Genomic DNA, 17,885 nt, shown 5'->3' with positions numbered 1-17,885 from the left:
CAGGCGTGCTGACGGATGAGCCGCGACGCAATCCCGGTGTCATCGCCGCCGGGCGTGAGCTCGGGCGGCGATCAGTCCAGGTAGTCGCCGTAGGTGTCGACGTGTTGCGCGAGACCGAGACCGTGCTCGCGGACGAGCCTTTCGGCCAGATCTGCATCGCGGGCTTCGAGCGCCGAGATGATGGCGACGTGCTCCCGTATCGAGCGTTCCGCCCGGTCGCCCTGCCGGAGCGCGGTGCTGCGGATGCCGCGGACATGCATCAGCAGATTGCTCGTCAGATCGGCGATCGCCTCGCAGTGACCCAGCGCGATGATGCGCTGATGGAAGCGGATGTTCGCATCGGAGTACTCGTCGATGTGCTCGGACGGCTGCCCCTCAAAGAATTCAGGGAACGATTCGCGCAACGAGCGCAGTTGCGCGTCGGTGGCGCGCGCGCAGGCGAGACGGGCCGCCATGCTCTCCAGCGCCGTCCACGCGTGGATCATGCTGACGATCTCGCGCTTGTTCTTCTTGATCACGAAGACACCGCGCCGCGCTTCGGAGCGGACGAAGCCCTCCTGCTCAAGAACCGTCAGGGCCTCGCGCACCGGCGTGCGGCTGACACCGAGATCCTGCGACAGCTTCCGCTCGTCGAGACGCACCTCGTCCGGACGCCCGTAGATGTCCATGTTGGTGATGGCCGTTTTGAGCGCCTCGTAGGCCAATGTCCGGAGACTGGAGCTGGCGACGATGGGCTTCACGCTCAGCGGTTCGGAATTCGACATCCCTCGTCCAGTCGGCTCACACGCATGATGTCCCGCACGCATTCTCTGTCGTGCGCTCTCAAACGACCTAACCCAAACCTTTGCAAGATCCTAGTCGATTGCGGCGCGGTCCCACAGACCTGTGACCTTTGCCGCCGTCCGGCACGTTAGAAGTGGCGCGAACGCAACCGAAATCCGGTGCCCTCGCAGCCAAGTGCGTTGTACGTTCGAGCCAAGTGTTTAATCCAACCCGGCTGAGGTGTGTTTTTTTGCAGGTTCGATTGACAGCCTGGGATTAAATCAGCACCATCTTGCTGGCATACCGTCGACCATCAGACATCATCGTCCGGTGCCAGGCGGGCGGCGGCGTACTACAGAGATAATTTGCCCGCGGGCCAAGAATTTTTCGAAGAATTCCGGTCAAGTTGTTCTGCCAAGCTGCGCTCTGGCAAGGCATAAAGCTGGCCTGAGCGCGAACGCCAACAATAATACTGTCCAGGAGGGAACGGTATGTCCGAGATCGTCAAACCGGTGGGGCGCGGCCGCTGGCTGCAACTCGCCTTCGGCGTCGTCTGCATGTGCATGATCGCCAACATGCAGTACGGCTGGACCTTCTTCGTGAGCCCGATGCAGGAGCGCCACGGCTGGGATCGCGCGGCGATCCAGGTGGCCTTCACGCTGTTCGTCGTCACCGAGACCTGGCTGGTCCCGATCGAGGGCTGGTTCGTCGATAAGTACGGCCCGCGGATCGTCACGCTGTTCGGCGGTCTGCTCTGCGCCATCGCGTGGGTGATCAACTCCTACGCGGATTCGCTCACCGTCCTCTACATCGCGGCCGCGATCGGCGGCACCGGTGCGGGCGCGGTCTACGGAACCTGTGTCGGCAACTCGCTGAAGTGGTTCCCCGATCGCCGCGGCCTGGCCGCCGGCATCACCGCCATGGGTTTCGGCGCGGGTTCGGCGCTGACGGTCGTGCCGATCCAGGCGATGATCAAGTCCCAGGGCTACGAGGCGGCCTTCTTCTACTTCGGCATCGGGCAGGGCGTGATCGTCATGCTGATCGCGCTGTTCCTGCGCGCGCCGGCCAAGGGTCAGGTTCCGGAGGTCGCCCGGGTCAGCCAGTCGAAGCGGGACTACAAGCCGTCCGAGATGGTCCGCACGCCGATCTTCTGGGTCATGTACGCGATGTTCGTCATGATGGCCGCCGGCGGTCTGATGGCCACCGCGCAGCTCGGCCCGATCGCCAAGGACTTCAAGATCGCCGACGTCCCGGTCTCGCTCCTCGGGATCACGCTGCCGGCGCTGACCTTCGCGGCCACGCTCGACCGGGTGCTCAACGGCGTGACGCGTCCGTTCTTCGGCTGGGTCTCCGACCATATCGGCCGCGAGAACACGATGTTCCTGTCCTTCGCGATCGAGGGCCTGGGCATCTACGCGCTGAGCCAGTTCGGCCAGAACCCGATCGCCTTCGTGCTGCTGACGGGGCTCGTCTTCTTCGCCTGGGGCGAGATCTACTCGCTGTTCCCGGCGACCTGCGGCGACACGTTCGGGTCGAAATACGCGGCGACGAATGCCGGCCTGCTCTACACGGCCAAGGGCACCGCGGCGCTGATCGTCCCCTACACCAGCGTGCTCACGACCATGACCGGGAGCTGGCACACGGTGTTCCTGGCGGCCGCGGCCCTCAACATCCTGGCGGCCCTGCTGGCGCTGTTCGTCCTCAAGCCGATGCGCGCCGCCTACACCAAGAAGCCCGAGGCGGGCCTCGCGCCGGTGCTGGCGCAGTAGCAGGCCGCGGTCGTCCGGCGCCGCGACGCCGAACCGACGTGATGAGCCCGGCGCCGTCTTTACGGCGCCGGGCTTCCTGCATACCGGGAACCGGGCCTTCCGGAGACCGGGCATCATGGACAGAGACGAGCGGATCGCGCGGGAGAGCGTCGTGGCGGCAGCGCGGGCGCTCGACGCCCAGGGGCTGAACCGCGGCACCTCGGGCAATGTCTCGGTGCGCTTCCGCGACGGGCTCCTGATCACCCCGTCCGGCATGCCCACCGACCGGACCGGACCGGACGACGTGGTCCGGTTGGACCTCGACGGCGCGCACCCGCCGGACCAGAAGCCCTCGTCGGAATGGCGCTTCCACCGGGACATCCTGGCGTCCCGTCCGGAATTCCACGCGGTGGTCCACGCGCATCCGGTCTACTGCACCGCCTTCGCGATGTGCGGGGAGGCCATCCCGGCGGTCCACTACATGATCGCGGCCTTCGGCGGCCCGACAGTGCGCTGCGCGCCCTACGCGCCGTACGGCACGGCGGAGCTCTCGGACCTCGCCCTCGCGGCGCTCGTCGACCGCAACGTCTGCCTCCTCGCCAACCACGGCATGATCGCGGCCGGCGCGAGCCTGGAGAAGGCGCTGTGGCTCGCCGTCGAGCTGGAAACGCTCTGCCAGCAATACGCCGTCGCGCGGCAGATCGGGACGCCGATCATCCTGTCCGACGACGAGATCGGCGCCACGGTCGAGCGCTTCCGCGGCTACGGTCTGAACTCGGCGCGGCCGACCGCGCCGGAGACGACCTGACGCGAGGTTGGCCTAGCGCCCCAGAACCTGTCCGACCGCCAGTCCGGCTTCCCGGGCGAACTCGGCCGCCGCGACCTTCTTGCCGCCCTCCGCCTTGACCTTGCGGACTTCGATCTGGCCGCCCTGGGCGCAGACGCTGAATCCCTGATCGTCGACGGCGATCACCTCGCCGGGCTTGCCGACGACGTCGGCGAGCTTGCGGATGCGATGCAGGCTGCAGTCGAAGATCTGCAGCTTCTTGCCGTCGTGGGTGGTCCAGGCGCCGGGCGCCGGGTTGGCCGCGCGGATCAGGTTGTAGATCTGCTCGGCGTGGGAGGACCAGTGGATCTCCGCCTCGGCGGCGCGGAACCAGCCCTCGTAGCTCGCTGCGTCCTCGTCCTGATCGATCTCGACATGCTGGCCGGCCACGACGAGATCGGCTGCCTCGAGCATGGCCGCGACGCCCATCGGGAACAGGTTGTCGAAGTAGACGTCGCCCAGGGTCGCGTCGGCGCCGATCGGGCAGGATTTCTGCAGGATCACCGGGCCCTCGTCGAGGCCGTCGGTAGGCCGGAAGATGGTCAGGCCGGTCTGCAACTCGCCTCGGGCGATCGGCCAGTTGATCGACGACGGGCCGCGGTAACGCGGGAGCAGGCTCGGATGATACTGGATGGTGCCGTGCGTCGGGATGCTGACGAAGCTCTGCGGCGCGAACTGGAGCACGTAGGCCATGATGCCGATATCGGCGTTCAGGCCGCGCATCGCGGCCTCGGCCTCGGGGCTCTTCAAGCTGGGAAACTGGAAGACCGTCAGCCCCTTCTCGACGGCCGCCGTCTTCAGGACGTCCGGCTTGGCGCCGGGCTTCTCGGGCGCGCAGAACACCGCGGCAACCTCATCGCCTCGCTCGAGGAACGCCTCCAGGACCGCTTTTCCGAAATCCTGTTGACCGATGAAGGCGATGCGCATGCAGGCTCCTGGGTGTCGTCCGGGCCCTGCGCGGGACCGGGATGGAACGGACCGAGCGCTGGCTCGGCGGCGCGACCGTGCCCTGACCGTCGAACGGCGTCACCCGGAATCCGGGGCCGCGCGGCACGCACGCCCCCGGATTGTAACTTCAGCGATCCGGAGCCTCAGCCGCGGCTCGCCGGAGACCGATCACTCGGCCGCGATCTTCTGGACCGCGCCGATCGCGCCGGACTCGGAGATCTCGCCGACCTCGGCCTCGGAGTAGCCGAGCACGGAGCGCAGGATCTCCTCGGTGTGCTCGCCGAGGAGCGGCGAGCGGGTCACCTCGCTCGGGCTCGCCGACAGCTTGATGGGATTGCCGACCGTCAGGTACTTGCCGCGGGTCGGGTGATCGACCTCCACGATGGTGCCGGTCTTCCGCAGCGACTCGTCCTCGGCGATCTCCTTCATCGACAGGATCGGGCCGCAGGGGATGTCGTACTTGTTCAGGGTGTCCATCACCTCGAACTTGGACACCTTCATCGTCCAGGCCTCGATCCGCGTGAAGATCTCGTTGAGATGCGGCAGGCGGGCCTTCGGGGTGGCGTAGTTCGGATCGGTCTTCCAATCCGGCTCACCGATGATGTCGCAGATCGGCTCCCAGACGGCGGCCTGGGTGATGACGTAGATATAGGCGTTCGGATCCTGCTCCCAGCCCTTGCAGCGCAGGATGCGGCCCGGCTGGCCGCCACCTGAATCGTTGCCCGCGCGCGGGGTCGCCTCGCCGAAGGGGATGCCCTCGCCGAACTGGCTGTATTCCTTGAGCGGCCCGTGCGCGAGCCGCTGCTGGTCGCGCAGCTTCACCCGGCACAGGTTCAGCACGCCGTCCTGCATGGCGCAGTCGACCTTCTGGCCGAGGCCGCTCTGGGTCCGATGATAGAGCGCCGTGACGATGCCGAGGGCGAGGTGCAGGCCCGTGCCGGAATCACCGATCTGCGCACCCGTCACCATCGGGATGCCGTCGCGGAAGCCCGTCGTCGAGGCGGAGCCGCCGGCGCACTGCGCGACGTTCTCGTAGACCTTGCAATCCTCGTAGCGGCCCGGACCGAAGCCCTTCACGGAGGCCAGGATCATCCGCGGGTTGGCCTCGTGGATCTTCTCCCAGGTCAGGCCCATGCGGGCGAGGGCGCCGGGCGCGAAATTCTCGACGAGGACATCGCATTCCTTGATCAGGCGCCAGAGAACCTCCTTGCCCTTGGGGTTCTTCGAGTCGAGCGTGATCGACCGCTTGTTGTGGTTCAGCATCGTGAAATAGAGGCTGTCCACGTCCGGGATGTCCTGAAGCTGCTGGCGCGTGGCGTCGCCGACGCCCGGCCGCTCGACCTTGATGACGTCGGCGCCGAACCAGGCCAGGAGCTGCGTACAGGTCGGACCGGATTGAACGTGGGTGAAGTCCAGGATGCGGACGCCTTCGAGGGCCTTGGTCATGATCGGTCTCGGAGCTGGAGTCGGTGTGGGGATGACGGAGGGCGGCTCAGGCCGCGCGGGATACCGGTTCGATGCCTGCACGGGCCCGTGACGCGCGTGCCGCGACGCCGGGGCAGGGGCCTTCCATCCTCGAACGGATCATGTCTGTTCTCCCTCCCGAAGCGCGGTCTCGTCGTATCGCGACACCGTCACGCGGACTCGGGGTGACGAGTCCGCCAATTTGTATACCACATGCCATCTGGCGGACGCGAGTGCCTATTGTGGACGTCTCCGGTGACGGCCGATGCCGGAGCGTAAGCCGGGGCGCGCCGACGCTCAACACGCGGCACAGCGCGAACGCGCGTCGCCGGCAGCGCCCCCTTGGCATTCGGGGACAGGCGGTCCATGATTTCGCCAAAATTGCCTCTGGCTGCGGGATGAAAAGCGTGCCGCAGCCGTAGGGGGCACGATGTAACGCTGCACGAGGAACGCCCATGCTCGCCAGCACCAGCCTGATCAAGTCGTCCTGGATCGCCGTCGACGTCGCCCACGACCGCGCCGAGCGCGTTCTCGTGGTCGAGACTTACATTGCCGTGAGCCCGCTGGAACCGAATTACGACGCCGCGCAGTACGAGCGCGTGCTCGCCTGCGTCCAGAAGGTGCTCAAGACCCATCCGGAGATCGACCGTGCGTCGATCCTGAGCATGCATCGCGGCTCCGGCTGCACGGCGCTGTTCCGAGACACGCCCGCGAAGCAGCCCGCGGCCGCCTGAGGCGCTCAGGCCTCGCCGCTCTCGGTCGGTCGGGACAGATCCGGCGGCTCGAGGGCGACGCGGGCCGCGTGGAACCACCACAGAGGGATGTCGCGATTGGCCTTCGCCAGTTCCGACGCCCATCCCTCCTTGGGCATGACGTCGGCGCGATCGGCGAAGAGGCGCAGCGCCGCCTCCGCGCGCTCCCGTCGGCACCGCTCCTCGATCGCTCGCCGCTCGGCCTCGGCGCGGGCGTCGGTCTGCTCGATGAGGCGCCGGGTCGCGAGATCGTCGGCGTCGAAGGCGAATTGCTGCCAGAACGCCTCCGCCTCCCGGGCGACGTCGCGCTCGCGACGCAGTGTCACGAGCGCCTCTTCCGCGGCACTCCGCGCCGTCTCGGCCGCTTCGGCGCGGGCGAGGAGGCGGTTGTTGGCCTCGAGGAGTTCCCGCTCGCGCTCGGGCGACATCCGCTGCCGGCGCAGCACCCGCAACTCCTCCTCGTCGGCCCGTCGGGCCGCCAGCAGATCCGCCAGCGGGCCGGCCGCGAGGGCGTCGGCGGATCGACGATAGCGCTCGCGGAGACCGGGGTGCCGGGCCTCCAGGTCCGGGTCGGTCCAGAGGGCGCGATCCTCTCCCTCCGTCCGCTCAGACTCGTACAGAGCCTGCGCCAGGGCCTCGCGCAGGTCGTCCGGAAATCGTGCCGCCGCGTGTCCGTTCATGAACCTGCATTCGCGTTGAGCGATCGACAGAACCTAGAACGCGGGCGGACGCCGGGAGAGACCATCGCCGTGTGACGCACGCGAATTTTTCGTCGCGGCCCAGCCGCGCGTCGGCGTCGGGCGCCGATCGTGACCTGTCCGGCGAGACGCGCAGACTGCAATCGCCGCTCCGCCTCGACCCGGCCATGCGCGCACCCCGTCCGCTTGCCTACGCCGGGGCGGGTCCACGGTGGATCGTGGCCGAACCTGCTTGCCCGGACCTGTCGCGCGCCCGCAGGCAGAGCCCCGGCCGCGGACCCGCACCCATCCCGGCCCCGCCCTCGGGCCTCGCGGCACAGTCTCGGTATCTCGGAGACTTGGCCGGCTCCGAATCGCGATGGCGCCCGCCATCTACCCGGGATACATCGCGAGGAGCGCCCCTCACGCGTCGATCGCAGTCGATGGTCCATATTGGCTACAACCCGGCGCTGGTCGCCCTGTCGATCGGCCTCGCCGTCTTCGCGTCCTACACCGCGCTGGACCTGGGGGCGCGGATCCGCGGGACCGTCGCGGGGCCGCGCTGGCCATGGATCGCCGGTGCCGCACTCGCCATGGGCGGCGGCATCTGGTCGATGCACTTCGTCGGCATGCTGGCCTTCGAGATGGGCATGCCGGCCGCCTACGACATCGGCCTCACCCTCCTGTCTCTCGCGATCGCCGTCGCGGTGACCGGGGCCGCCTTCCTGTGGGTGGCGCGCGTCGGCGAGGGGCCGGGCGGACTTCTCGTGGCCGGCCCCCTGATGGGTCTGGGCGTCGCCGGCATGCATTACACCGGCATGGCGGCGCTCCGGATCCCGGGCGACCTCGCCTACAGCCCGGCGGTGGTCGCGCTCTCGGTGGCGATCGCCGTGACCGCGGCGACCGCGGCCCTGTGGCTCTCCTTCCGGCAGCACGGCGTCTGGCAGAAGCTCGCCGCGGCGTGTGTGATGGGCCTCGCGGTGGCGGGGATGCACTACACCGGCATGGCCGCGGCGACGATCACCGCCGAGGCGGCCGGCGCCCACGCCGCCCACGTGGCCACCGGCGTTCCGGGCCAGCAGAACCTCGCCCTCTACGTCGCTGGCGCGACGTTCCTCATCCTGTTCCTCGCGATGCTCGCCTCCTCGCTGGACCAGCAGCGCGTGCAGCGCGAACTCCAGGCGAGCGAGGCGCGGTTCCGCGCCGCCGTGCAGGCGGTGCGCGGCGTGCTCTGGACCAACGATGCCGAGGGCCGGATGCTCGGCGAGCAGCCGGGCTGGAGCGCGATCACCGGTCAGACGCGGGACCAGTATCAGGGCTACGGCTGGGCCGACGCGGTCCATCCCGACGACATGGAATCGTCCATCGAGACCTGGAACGCGACCGTCCGGGCACGGCGTACCTACGTCCACGAGCACCGGGTCCGGTCCCGCGACGGAACGTGGCGACATTTCGCGATCCGCGCCATCCCGGTCTTCGACGCGCGGGGCGAGATCCGCGAGTGGGTCGGCGTCCACACGGACATCACCGAGCAGAGACTGGCCGAATCCGATCTGCGCGAGTCCAACGAGGAGATCCAGCGCTACGCCTACATCGTCAGCCACGACCTCCGCGCGCCGCTGGTCAACGTGATGGGATTCACGAGCGAACTGGAGGCGACCCGGACCGAGATCGCCGCGGCCCTCCGGGGACATCCGGAGGCGGATCGGCTCGACGCCGATCTCGGCGAGGCGCTCGGCTTCATCAAGGCGGCGGTGAACCGGATGGAAGGGCTGATCGCCGCCATCCTGAAGCTCTCGCGGGAGGGGCGGCGACAGTTCTCGCCCGAGCCCCTCGACATGTCCGGCCTGCTCCGCGGCGTGGCCGATGCCCAGCGGCATCAGGCGGAGGCGGTCGGCGCCACGGTGACGATCGCCCGCGACCTGCCCGAGATCGTCGCCGACCGGCTCGCGATCGAGCAGGTCTTCGGCAACCTGCTGGACAACGCCGTGAAATACCTCGACCCGAGTCGGCCCGGACGCATCACCGTGACGGCCAAGGCCGTGGGCGAGCGCGGCGTCTGCTTCTCCGTCGCCGACAACGGTCGGGGCATCGCCGCCCGGGACCACGCCCGCGTCTTCGAGCTTTTCCGCCGATCGGGCACACAGGACCGCCCGGGCGAGGGGATCGGCCTGGCCCACGTGAAGGCGCTGGTGCGCTCGTTCGGCGGCCGGATCGAGATCCGTTCAGAACTCGGCGTCGGCACGACGTTCGACGTGACCTTGCCGCGCGGGACAGCTACAGCGGTCCGGTTAGACCCTGAACCGGCGCCCATCGCCGCCGAATGAGCGTGGAGCCGCCCGTGCACCCCGTCAGCATCGTGATGATCGAGGATGACGAGGGACATGCGCGCCTGATCGAGCGGAACATTCGCCGCGCCGGCGTCAACAACGACATCGTGCAGTTCCGGAACGGCACGTCGGCGCTGGACTATCTGCTCGGCGCGGACGGCTCCGGCGAGGCGAGCGCCCGACGTCACCTGCTGATCCTGCTCGATCTCAACCTGCCGGACATGACCGGCCTCGACATCCTCGAGAAGGTCAAGGCGAACCCGCACACGCGGCGGTCACCGGTGGTGGTGCTGACCACGACGGACGACAGCCGCGAGATCCAGCGCTGCTACGATCTCGGGGCCAACGTCTACATCACCAAGCCGGTGAGCTACGACGGCTTCGCGAACGCGATCCGCCAGCTCGGGCTGTTCTTCTCGGTCATGCAGGTTCCGCAGAACCCATGAGTGCCGGGCGTGCCAGCGTGGGCGGCACCGCTGCGGCGGCACGCATCCTCTACATCGACGACGATCCCGGCCTCGGCCGCCTGGTCCGGCGCGCCCTGGAGGCGCGCGGCTACGCCGTCGAGCTCTGTCCCGACGGTGCCGCGGGGCTGGCGCGACTGGCGCAGGGCGGGATCGACGCCGTCGCCCTCGACCACCACATGCCCGGGCAGACGGGCCTCGACCTGCTGCCGGAGATCCGCGCGCTGCCCGAGGCGCCGCCGGTCATCTACGTGACCGGTTCCGAGGACAGCCGCGTCGCCGTGGCAGCCCTGAAGGCGGGGGCGGTGGACTACGTCTGGAAGGACGTCCAGGGGCAGTTCCGGGAGCTGCTCGGCGAGGCCGTCGCCACCGCCCTCCGGCAGGAGAGCCTGCGGCGCGACAAGGAGCGGGCCGAGGCCGAGATGCGCGAGGCGCGCGACCGCGCCGAGCTGCTGCTGCGCGAGGTCAATCACCGCGTGGCCAACTCCCTGGCCCTCGTCGCCGCCCTGGCGCACATGCAGCGCAACGCCGTCACGGATCCGGCCGCCAAGGCGGCCCTCGACGAGATGCAGGCCCGGATCTCGGCGATCGCCGGCATCCACCGGCGCCTCTACACCTCGGACGACGTCGAGTCCGTCGAGCTCGACGCCTACCTGCAGAGCCTCGTCGAGGAATTGCAGGCCGCCATGCGGGCGAGCGGGCGGGACCACGCGATCCGCCTCCGGGCCGAGCCGGTGCGGCTCTCGACCGACAAGGCTGTCTCGGTCGGCGTGGTCGTGACCGAGCTCGTCACCAACGCTTACAAGTACGCCTACCCGGTCGGCACCTCGGGCGAGATCCGCGTGGCGGTCGAGCGGGACGCCGCCGACACCGTGCTGCTCGCCGTCGAGGACGACGGCATCGGCTGGACCGGGGAGGGCGAGATCCGCGGCACCGGGCTCGGGTCGCGCATCGTGCGCGCCATGGCGTCGAACCTGCGCTCGGCCCTGTCGTACGCCCCCGGCCGTCCCGGCACCCGGGCGATCCTGGCGTTCCAAGCCTGAGCCCGAGGATGAGCGTCGGGCTCTAGCCGCCCGCTCGCCCGGCGATGCGGTCGAGCGCGTCGAGCATCGGCGCCAGGGTGTCCTCGTCGAGTTGCTGGAAGCCCAGCGCCCGGCTCATGAACAGGCCCAGGATGGCGAAGTACAGGACCGAGCCCTCGCCCGGGGGCGCGCCCTCGATCCGTCCGAGCTGGTCCAGCTGATCCGCGACGAAAGCCTGAAAGTCCTTCTGCGCTTCCGGCGATTCCATCGATGCCAGGAGGAGCGCGCGCGCGGCTTCGTTATCCTCGCAATAGTGCCCGCGGATATGGGCCACCATCGCTCTGGGCAGTTGCGACGGGCCGGCCGGGATCTCCCGCGCGCAGGCATCGATCTCCGCGCGCACGTCCGCGAGCTTGCGGGCGACCAGCGCCGCCACCAGCGCGTCCTTGGACGCGTAATGGTGCAGAACCCCGCCTTTGCTCAGCCCGGCCTCGACCGCGACCGCGTCGATCGTCAGCCCGCGCACGCCTCCTTTCAGGAGAACGGCCGCGGCCGCCTCCAGGATGATCTCGGGCCGCGCCGCCAGTCGCTGTCGCTTCACCTGCATCACAAGCCTGCACTAAAGACCGTCTGGACGGTATGTAATGGATGGCGTAGGAACGCGCCACGCAATTCGCACGAATCGCGCCGACGCAGTCGATCGCATGAACCGCATCGCCTTCCTTCCATCGACATCCGTTCTGCTGGTGTTAACCGCGCTCGCTTCGATCGGGTGCGCCCGAGCCGAGCCGGAAACGGCCTTCGATCCGGCTCTGGCCCGGGTGCGGGTGGTGCAGGCGCACCGGACGCCGCTGGCGCTCGACGTCGTGGTGACCGGCGACATCCAGGCCCAGGCGCAGGTGAACGTGTCGTTCCGGACGAACGGAAAGGTCGCCGAGCGGCGCGTCGAGGTCGGCGACCACGTCGCCGCCAATCAGGTCCTCGCCGTCCTCGAACCCCTGACGCAGCAGGCCAATCTCGACAACGCCAAGGCCGCCCTCGCTTCGGCCGAGGCGCTGCTGACACAGGCCAAGATGTCCTACGAGCGTCAGAAGCAGCTCCTCGCCGGCGGCTTCACCACCCGCTCGACCTACGACAACGCCGAGCAGGAGCTGCGCACGACCCAGGCGGCGGTCGACTCGGCCAAGGCGGCGCTGGGGACCGCGCAGGAGCAGTTCTCCTACACGGAGCTGCGCGCGGGGGTGTCCGGCGTAGTGACGAGCCGCAGCTTCGAGGTCGGCCAAGTCGTTCAGGCGGGCCAGACCGTGCTGGTCGTGGCGCAGGACGGGCCCCGCGACGCGGTCTTCAACGTCTACGAATCGCTGCTGGCCCAGCCGCCGGCCGGCGATACCATCGCGGTGGCCCTCCAGTCGGACCCGTCCGTCACCGCGGTCGGGACCGTGCGGGAGATCTCGCCCACGGTGGACGCCGCGAGCGGCACGGTGCGGGTCAAGATCGGTCTGAAGGCGACGCCCGCCGCCATGGGGCTCGGCGCCGTCGTCGTCGGCCGCGGCCGCTTCGCGCCGCACGAAGCGGTCGTCCTGCCCTGGTCGGCACTGTACCGCTACGACGGGCGGCCCTCGGTGTGGATCTACGATCCGGACCGCAGGACCGTCTCGGTGCGCGCGGTGGAGATCGACCGCTTCGGGCCCGACATCATCGCGCTGAAGCGCGGCGTCGAGCCGGGCGAGCGCGTGGTCGTCGCCGGCATCCAGTTCCTGCGCCCCGGCCAGACCGTCGCGGCCGCCGAGATCGGAGACCGCCCATGAAGACGCGCGCGTATCTCGCGCTCGGACTCGTCACGGCGGCGCTTGCCGGCTGCAACGGTCACGGCGAGGAGGGCGGCGAGGCCGCTGCCGTCCGTCCGGTGCTGACGCAGGTGGTCGCGCCGAAGGACAGCATCACGTTCGGGCCGTTCGCCGGCACGATCGAGCCGCGCTACCAGGCGCAGCTCGGCTTCCAGATTCCCGGCCGCATGGTGGCTCGGGACGTCACGGTCGGCGACCTCGTCACCCGGGGCCAGCGCCTCGCCGCCCTCGACACCATCGTGACCCGCTTCGACCTGACCCGCGCCGAGGCCGACCTCGCCGACGCGAAGGCGCAGGCCGAGAACGCCGAGGCCGCGGAGGCGCGGACCCGGCGCCTGATGTCCGGCAACGCCGTTTCCCAGGCGACCCTCGATCAGGCGGTCGCCAAGCGCGAGACCGCCCGGGCCCGGGTGGATCAGGCGATGGCGAGCCTCCAGAAGGCCCGCGACCAGATGGGCTACACCGAGCTGAAGGCCGAGTTCGACGGCGTCGTGACCCAGCGCCTCGCCGAGGTCGGCCAGGTGCTCAGCGCCGGCCAGGGTGTCGTGACCGTGGCGCGGCCGGACGTCCGCGAGGCCGTGGTCGACATTCCCGAAGCCCATGCCGGGGCCCTGCCGGCGGACGGCGTCTTCACCGTCGCGCTCCAGAGCGCGCCGGAGCTGACGGCGCGCGGGCGCGTCCGCGAGATCGCGCCGCTCGCCGAGTCGGGGACGCGGTCCAAGCGCATCCGGATCACCCTGGACGATCCCGGCCCGGCCTTCCGGCTCGGCGCGACCATCAACGTGTCGCTCATGCGCAAGGTCCCGCCCACCGTACGGCTGCCCGCCTCGGCGCTGCTCGAGGACGGCGCCCGCCACTCGGTCTGGGTCGTGTCGCCCGACGGGAAGTCGGTGTCGCGCCGCGACGTCACCGTGGCCGCGGCGCGGGACAACGCGGACGACGGCCGCGTCGCGGTCGTCGACGGTCTGAAGGCCGGCGAGCGCGTCGTCGTGGCCGGCGTCCACGTCCTCAAGGAAGGCCAGGCCGTGCGCCTGACCGACGGCGCCGTCTGATCCGGCCGCACGGGGTTTTCGCGTGAAGGACTTCAACCTTTCCGACTGGGCGCTCGAGCACCGCTCGTTCGTCTGGTTCCTGATGCTGGTCTCGCTGGTCGCGGGCCTGATGGCCTATACCCGCCTCGGCCGCGAGGAGGATCCGCCCTTCACCATCAAGACCATGGTGGTGCAGACCACGTGGCCGGGCGCGACCATCAAGGACACCCTCGATCAGGTCACCGACCGGGTCGAGAAGGAGCTCCAGCAGCTCAACGGTCTCGACTACGTCCGCAGCTATACGACCCCCGGATCGTCGACGGTGTTCGTCCAGTTCCGCGACACCCTCAAGAAGAACGAGATCCAGCCGGCCTTCTACCAAGTGCGCAAGCGGCTCGGCGACATCAAGGGCCAGTTCCCGGAGGGCGTCCAGGGCCCGTTCTTCAACGACGAGTTCGGCGACGTCTACGGCAACATCTACGCCTTCACGGCCGACGGCCTGACGCACCGGCAGTTGCGCGACTACGTCGAGGGCATCCGCACCGAGGTCCTGCGGGTACCCAACATCGGCAAGACCCAGCTGATCGGCACGCAGGACGAGACGATCTACCTCGACTTCTCCACCCGGAAACTGGCCGGCTACGGCATCGATTTCCAGGCCCTGATCAAGGCCCTGCAGGCGCAGAACGCGGTCTCGGCCTCGGGCGTCGTCCAGGCCGGGCCGGAGCGCATCTCGCTGCGGGTCAGCGGTTCCTTCGCCTCCGAGGCCTCGCTCCAGGATTTCAACCTGCGGGTCAATGACCGCTTCTTCCGCCTCGCCGACATCGCCGAGATCAGCCGCGGCTACGAGGACCCGCCCGCACCGCTGTTCCGGGTGGACGGCAAGCCCGCGATCGGCCTCGCCATCGCGATGCGTCCGGGCGCCAACCTGCTGCATTTCGGCGAGGCGCTGAAGGAGCGCATGCGGCGGATCGAGTCGACACTGCCGGTGGGCGTCGGCGTCCACCTCGTGTCGGACCAGCCCAAGCAGGTCGAGCACGCGGTCGGCGGCTTCACTGAGGCCCTGGTCGAGGCCGTGATCATCGTGCTGGCGGTGAGCTTCGTGAGCCTCGGCGTCCGCGCCGGCCTCGTCGTCTCGGTGTCGATCCCGCTCGTGCTCGCCATCGTGTTCGTGGTCATGCAGATCATGGACGTCACCCTGCAGCGCATCTCCCTCGGCGCGCTGATCATCGCGCTGGGCCTCCTGGTCGACGACGCCATGATCACCGTCGAGATGATGGTGGCCCGCCTGGAGCGCGGCGACACGCTCCGGAAGGCCGCCACCTTCGCCTACACGTCGACGGCATTCCCCATGCTCACCGGGACCCTCGTCACCGTGGCGGGCTTCCTGCCGATCGGCTTCAACGGCTCCGGCGCCGGCGAGTACACCTACTCGCTGTTCGTGGTGATCGCGGCCGCGCTGCTCGTCTCCTGGGTCGTGGCGGTCCTGTTCGCGCCGCTCGTCGGCGTGACGCTCCTGCCGAAGACCATGAAGCACCACACGGAGAAGCAGGGCATCTTCACCCGCCTGTTCGTCCGGGCGCTCCGGATCGCCATGCGCTGGCACTGGACGACGGTGGTGGTCTGCCTCGGGCTGATGGCGGCGGCCATCGTCGGGATGGGCCACGTGCAACAGCAGTTCTTCCCGTCCTCGGACCGGTCCGAGGTGCTGGTCGACCTGACCCTGCCGCAGAACGCCACCATCGCCGAGACCCGGGCGCAGATGGACCGGTTCGAGGCGAACCTGAAGGGCGACCCGGACGTGACGAGCTGGTCGTCCTACGTCGGTGAGGGCGCGGTGCGCTTCTACCTTCCCCTCGACCAGCAGCTCGCCAACGCGTTCTTCGGGCAGATCGTCATCGTCACGAAGTCGCTGGAGGTGCGGGACCGCGTGATGGCGCGCCTCCAGACCATCGGCCTGCGCGACTTCGTCGGCACCGACGTGCTGGTGCAGCCCCTCAGCCTCGGACCGCCCGTCGGCCGGCCGGTGCAGTACCGTCTCAGCGGCCCGAACATGGAGACGGTGCGTCGCCTCTCGCTCGACCTCGCCAACGTGGTCGCGGCCGACAAGCGCCTCGACGTGCCGACCTTCGACTGGAACGAGCCCGGCAAGGTCCTGCGGGTCGAGATCCTCCAGGACAAGGCGCGCCAGCTCGGCGTCACCAGCCAGGACGTCGCCGGCATCCTGAACGGGATCGAGGGCGGGCAGGCGATCACGCAGGTCCGCGACTCGATCTACCTGGTCAACGTCGTCGGCCGCGCCCGCGCGGCCGAGCGGTCCTCCCTGGACACGCTGCAATCGCTGCAGGTCGGTCTCGCGAACGGCACGGTGGTGCCCGTGCTCGCCTTCGCGCGGATCGGCTACGATCTCGAGCAGCCGATCGTCTGGCGCCGCGACCGCCTGCCGACCGTGACGGTGCGCGCCACGATCCACGACGCGACCCAGCCGGCCACCATCGTGGCCGCCCTGCAGCCCGGCATCGACGCCTTCATCAAGGCGCTCCCGGAGGGATACACGGTCCAGACCGGCGGCGCCGTCGAGGAATCCGCCAAGGGCCAGGGGCCGATCGCCGCCGTAGTCCCGGTCATGCTGCTCGCCATGGCGTTCCTGCTGATGATGCAGCTCCAGAGCTTCGGAAGGATGCTCCTCGTCTTCACGGTCGCGCCGCTCGGCCTGATCGGCGTCGTGCCGGCGCTGCTCCTGTTCGACAAGCCGATGGGCTTCGTCGCCATCCTGGGCATCCTGGCGCTCATCGGGATCATCATCCGCAACGCGGTGATCCTGGTGAGCCAGATCGAGGAGTTCCGGGACGAGGGGATGGCGCCCTGGGAGGCGGTGTTCGAGGCGACGCACCACCGCATGCGGCCGATCCTCCTGACCGCCGCGGCGGCGAGCCTGGGCCTGATCCCGATCGCCCGCGAGGTGTTCTGGGGGCCGATGGCCTTCGCGATGATCGGCGGGATCCTGGCGGCGACCTTCCTGACGCTGCTGTTCCTGCCGGCCCTCTACATCGGCTGCTACCGCATCCGCCCGGAGGCGAGCGGCACGCCCACGGCTCACGCCGGCTGATCCGCCGGTTCACGCGATCGCAGCGCCTGCGGGCGCTGCGAGAAACGGTCGGCCCGCCCCTCCGCCCCCTCAGGGCGGGCCGACCGTGACGATCTTTCGCGCGGGCGGGGCCGCGTCGCCGGAAACCCGACGGTGCTCCGGCGCGTAGGGTGCGACGGAAACGAGGACCGTCCCGCCCATGAACGCCTTCATCGCCGTCGTCCTGGTCTGCGCCAACGGGATCGCCCAGGATTCCTGCACGGACGCCCAGGCGCTCGAAGTGCGCAAGGTCCGGGTCGCCAACGAGCTCGGCTGCGCCACCGGCTGGCAGGAGATCATCGCCCGCACCGAGCTGCGCGAGGAGATCGGCAAGACCGCCTACCTGAAGACGGAGTGCCGCCGGGTGAAGGAGCCCCGGTGACGCCGGCGGGCCGCTACTTCTCGTACTTGATGTAGGCGAAGCGCGGATCCGTCGGGGTGCCCTCGAGCCCCTGTCCCTCCAGGCCCGGCTGCCAGGACACGACCTCCTCGATCTTCCGGGCGAGGGCGAAGTCCTTGTCGGTGATGCCCTTGGCCGCGTGGTTCATCAGCCGGACCTCGACCCAGGCGTACGATGCCGTGATGTCGGGATGGTGCCACGCCGCCTCGGCGAGGTGCCCGACCGTGTTGATCACCATCAGGGTGCTCTTCCAGCCGGACGTCTTGTAGGTGCGCCGGATCCACCCGTCCTCCAGGCGCCACGCGGGCAGCTCGGCCTTCAGCCGCGCCTCCACGGTCGCTTGGTCCAGTGCGCCTTCGCGTCGCTCGCTCATGATCCCGTCTCCGATGAAGCCGTCGCGGCCGAGGGTGCCGCCGCGGCCAGTTGCGCGCAAGCGTGTTTGCCACGGTGGACGGAAACCGGTGTGAGCCCTATGACCTTTTGCCAA

Annotated in this window: 16 protein-coding genes; 10 read left to right on the top strand and 6 right to left on the bottom strand. The window is 69.4% G+C overall.

Annotated elements, in window-relative coordinates; all coding sequences use genetic code 11:
* Positions 1-71 precede the first annotated feature (71 nt).
* Positions 72-764, bottom strand: coding sequence for a GntR family transcriptional regulator (locus tag ACTJK8_RS09935; RefSeq protein ID WP_012319746.1), 693 nt, complete (start codon positions 762-764; stop codon positions 72-74).
* A gap of 489 nt (positions 765-1,253) precedes the next feature.
* Here ACTJK8_RS09935 and oxlT point away from each other — a divergent pair, with 489 nt between their 5' ends.
* A complete protein-coding gene (gene oxlT, locus ACTJK8_RS09930; protein ID WP_012319745.1) occupies positions 1,254-2,531 on the top strand; it encodes an oxalate/formate MFS antiporter in 1,278 nt (425 codons plus the stop codon).
* Between the two features lie 115 nt (positions 2,532-2,646).
* Positions 2,647-3,318 (top strand): class II aldolase/adducin family protein, encoded by a 672-nt coding sequence (locus tag ACTJK8_RS09925; protein ID WP_440761850.1) that lies wholly within the window; start codon positions 2,647-2,649, stop codon positions 3,316-3,318.
* A gap of 12 nt (positions 3,319-3,330) precedes the next feature.
* Here the strand turns inward: ACTJK8_RS09925 and ACTJK8_RS09920 are convergent, their stop codons facing one another.
* Together ACTJK8_RS09920 and frc are read right to left on the bottom strand one after the other, a co-directional pair.
* The gene (locus ACTJK8_RS09920; protein WP_012319743.1) at positions 3,331-4,263 is read right to left on the bottom strand and encodes a methionyl-tRNA formyltransferase; all 933 of its coding nucleotides are present in this window, start codon (positions 4,261-4,263) and stop codon (positions 3,331-3,333) included.
* A 189-nt stretch (positions 4,264-4,452) separates the two neighbouring features.
* Positions 4,453-5,730 carry a formyl-CoA transferase gene (gene frc, locus ACTJK8_RS09915; RefSeq protein WP_012319742.1) on the bottom strand — a complete coding sequence of 426 codons (1,278 nt, stop codon included), beginning with the start codon at positions 5,728-5,730 and terminating at the stop codon, positions 4,453-4,455.
* 473 nt (positions 5,731-6,203) lie between these two features.
* Here frc and ACTJK8_RS09910 point away from each other — a divergent pair, with 473 nt between their 5' ends.
* The gene (locus tag ACTJK8_RS09910) at positions 6,204-6,482 is read left to right on the top strand and encodes a hypothetical protein (protein WP_012319741.1); all 279 of its coding nucleotides are present in this window, start codon (positions 6,204-6,206) and stop codon (positions 6,480-6,482) included.
* Positions 6,483-6,487: 5 nt separating this feature from the next.
* Here ACTJK8_RS09910 and ACTJK8_RS09905 read toward each other — a convergent pair whose 3' ends face one another.
* The gene (locus ACTJK8_RS09905) at positions 6,488-7,180 is read right to left on the bottom strand and encodes a hypothetical protein (RefSeq protein WP_053622150.1); all 693 of its coding nucleotides are present in this window, start codon (positions 7,178-7,180) and stop codon (positions 6,488-6,490) included.
* Positions 7,181-7,620: 440 nt separating this feature from the next.
* Between ACTJK8_RS09905 and ACTJK8_RS09900 the strand changes: the two genes are divergently transcribed.
* From ACTJK8_RS09900 to ACTJK8_RS09890, 3 genes are read left to right on the top strand one after another with little or no spacing between them, the layout of a single operon-like run.
* Positions 7,621-9,504, top strand: a complete 1,884-nt coding sequence (locus ACTJK8_RS09900) for an MHYT domain-containing protein (protein ID WP_059408878.1) — start codon at positions 7,621-7,623, stop codon at positions 9,502-9,504.
* Entirely contained in the window at positions 9,501-9,953 is a 453-nt protein-coding gene (locus tag ACTJK8_RS09895) for a response regulator (RefSeq protein ID WP_012319738.1), read from the top strand. Before ACTJK8_RS09900 ends, ACTJK8_RS09895 begins: the two co-directional genes overlap by 4 nt.
* Positions 9,950-11,014, top strand: coding sequence for a sensor histidine kinase (locus tag ACTJK8_RS09890; RefSeq protein WP_012319737.1), 1,065 nt, complete (start codon positions 9,950-9,952; stop codon positions 11,012-11,014). The genes ACTJK8_RS09895 and ACTJK8_RS09890 overlap by 4 nt, the downstream gene beginning before the upstream one ends.
* A gap of 22 nt (positions 11,015-11,036) precedes the next feature.
* Here ACTJK8_RS09890 and ACTJK8_RS09885 read toward each other — a convergent pair whose 3' ends face one another.
* On the bottom strand, positions 11,037-11,600 hold the full coding sequence (locus tag ACTJK8_RS09885) for a TetR/AcrR family transcriptional regulator (protein ID WP_012319736.1): 564 nt from the start codon (positions 11,598-11,600) through the stop codon (positions 11,037-11,039).
* Between the two features lie 97 nt (positions 11,601-11,697).
* On the opposite strand from ACTJK8_RS09885, the gene ACTJK8_RS09880 reads away from it, so the two are divergent.
* From ACTJK8_RS09880 to ACTJK8_RS09865, 4 genes are all read left to right on the top strand, one after another.
* Positions 11,698-12,801 carry an efflux RND transporter periplasmic adaptor subunit gene (locus ACTJK8_RS09880; protein WP_053622148.1) on the top strand — a complete coding sequence of 368 codons (1,104 nt, stop codon included), beginning with the start codon at positions 11,698-11,700 and terminating at the stop codon, positions 12,799-12,801.
* Positions 12,798-13,892 carry an efflux RND transporter periplasmic adaptor subunit gene (locus tag ACTJK8_RS09875; protein WP_012319734.1) on the top strand — a complete coding sequence of 365 codons (1,095 nt, stop codon included), beginning with the start codon at positions 12,798-12,800 and terminating at the stop codon, positions 13,890-13,892. The genes ACTJK8_RS09880 and ACTJK8_RS09875 overlap by 4 nt, the downstream gene beginning before the upstream one ends.
* A gap of 22 nt (positions 13,893-13,914) precedes the next feature.
* Positions 13,915-16,980, top strand: a complete 3,066-nt coding sequence (locus ACTJK8_RS09870; RefSeq protein WP_012319733.1) for an efflux RND transporter permease subunit — start codon at positions 13,915-13,917, stop codon at positions 16,978-16,980.
* Between the two features lie 178 nt (positions 16,981-17,158).
* Positions 17,159-17,380, top strand: coding sequence for a hypothetical protein (locus ACTJK8_RS09865; RefSeq protein WP_012319732.1), 222 nt, complete (start codon positions 17,159-17,161; stop codon positions 17,378-17,380).
* A 13-nt stretch (positions 17,381-17,393) separates the two neighbouring features.
* Here the strand turns inward: ACTJK8_RS09865 and ACTJK8_RS09860 are convergent, their stop codons facing one another.
* Positions 17,394-17,771, bottom strand: a complete 378-nt coding sequence (locus tag ACTJK8_RS09860; RefSeq protein ID WP_012319731.1) for a 4a-hydroxytetrahydrobiopterin dehydratase — start codon at positions 17,769-17,771, stop codon at positions 17,394-17,396.
* Positions 17,772-17,885: the final 114 nt, after the last annotated feature.

The sequence above is a fragment of the Methylobacterium sp. 22177 genome, assembly GCF_052045615.1.
Lineage (GTDB): Bacteria > Pseudomonadota > Alphaproteobacteria > Rhizobiales > Beijerinckiaceae > Methylobacterium > Methylobacterium radiotolerans.
Note: the sequence above shows the minus strand (reverse complement) of the source record. Positions and strands in the feature narration are given on the sequence as shown.